Genomic DNA, 1,421 nt, shown 5'->3' with positions numbered 1-1,421 from the left:
TTAAAAACATTTACGGTCATACTGTTGAAGTCAATGGCCCTTGTCGGGTGATGTATCGCCCAGATAATCCCCTAAATTGTGGAGCACGGGTATGGATTGAGACGATTTCTGATTTTAAGGTGAGCTGAGCCAGGTCTAAGCTATTAGTGAGAGCGCTACGCCCTGGGAATAGGGAATAGCGATCAGTCACTCATGGTGCAAAGTACACCATTTGCTCCCCATACTTAACAACACTTACAATCCTGCTCCCTGCTCCCTGAAGTCCAAAATGATTCAAGCCTTACCCAAACCAGTAACATTTGATCAATTTATTGATTGGTATCCAGTCAATTCAGAAAAGCGCTACGAACTGCATGATGGGGTAATTGTCGAGATGCCAAAACCAACAGGAATGCATTCAGAGGTAGCCGGGTTTATAGGAGGTGAACTGTTTTTAGAAATTCGGCGCTGTCAATTGCCTTACTTTATTCCCAAAGAATGCGTGATCAAACCACAAACAGAGTCTGGGTATGAACCAGATGTCATCGTTTTAGACAAGCAAAGGGTTACGGATAACGAACCACGCTGGGAAAAAGAATCCATTATCACACGGGGGTCTTCTGTTCGTTTAGTTGTAGAAGTGGTTTCAACAAACTGGAGCGACGATTATGCTTTAAAACTGGAAGATTATGAGTCTTTCGGAATTGCTGAATATTGGATTGTTGATTATTTAGGTTTAGGCGGTAGGCGATTTATCGGCAATCCTAAACAACCTACGTTATCGGTCTACCAATTGATAGATGGCGAATATCACGTTAGTCAGTTCCGAGGAGCTAACCGTATCCTATCGCCAACCTTTCCAGAATTAACGTTAAATGCTGAACAGGTTTTTCAAGCGGTCAGTTAATCAGCAGTATAGCAGTTTTCAATTGGGTTAGGTAAAAAGTCCTAGGTTTTAGGGAGTAGGGAGTAGGGAGTAGGGAGTAGGGGTAATAAAATTGAATGTACCTCATAACTATCAAAAACCCTATGGCATTTTTAGTTGAGATGCCATATAGGATTGAGCTAAACAGGGAATAGGGAATAGTAGGAAAGAGATGCGATGGTGCGTTCGCGTAGCGTGGCCTTAGGCCAATCGCTTTTAGCGGAAGCTTCGCTTCATCGCGTGATCGCTTAGCATGGCCTTAGGCCAATCCCATTGGGATTAACTGTTGTGGATATGGATCCGATCACTGTAGTGCCTTCCCGTAGCGGCTCTTACCGAGCATCGTGTAGGGGCTGTTTGCTGAGCATCCCATTTGCATTAATCATTGTGTCTACGCATCCGACACTGTAGTGCTTACTCCCTGCTCCCTGTTCCCTATTCCCTATTCCCTGTTCCCTATTAGGATTAACGGTTTTGCTTAAGCAGTTAGCCTAATATTGTAACAATATGAATTTAA

General features: G+C 43.6%; 1 protein-coding gene and 1 pseudogene. Both read left to right on the top strand.

The window, feature by feature from the left end; all coding sequences use genetic code 11:
• Positions 1-128, top strand: a pseudogene (locus F6K49_RS49000) (DNA-binding protein); the annotation flags it as partial.
• A 140-nt stretch (positions 129-268) separates the two neighbouring features.
• Positions 269-886 (top strand): Uma2 family endonuclease, encoded by a 618-nt coding sequence (locus F6K49_RS48995; RefSeq protein ID WP_293109980.1) that lies wholly within the window; start codon positions 269-271, stop codon positions 884-886.
• Positions 887-1,421 lie beyond the last annotated feature (535 nt).

Source organism: Moorena sp. SIO3I6 (assembly GCF_010672095.1).
The sequence above is the reverse complement of the archived record's forward strand: the minus strand, read 5'-3'. Positions and strand labels throughout refer to the sequence as shown.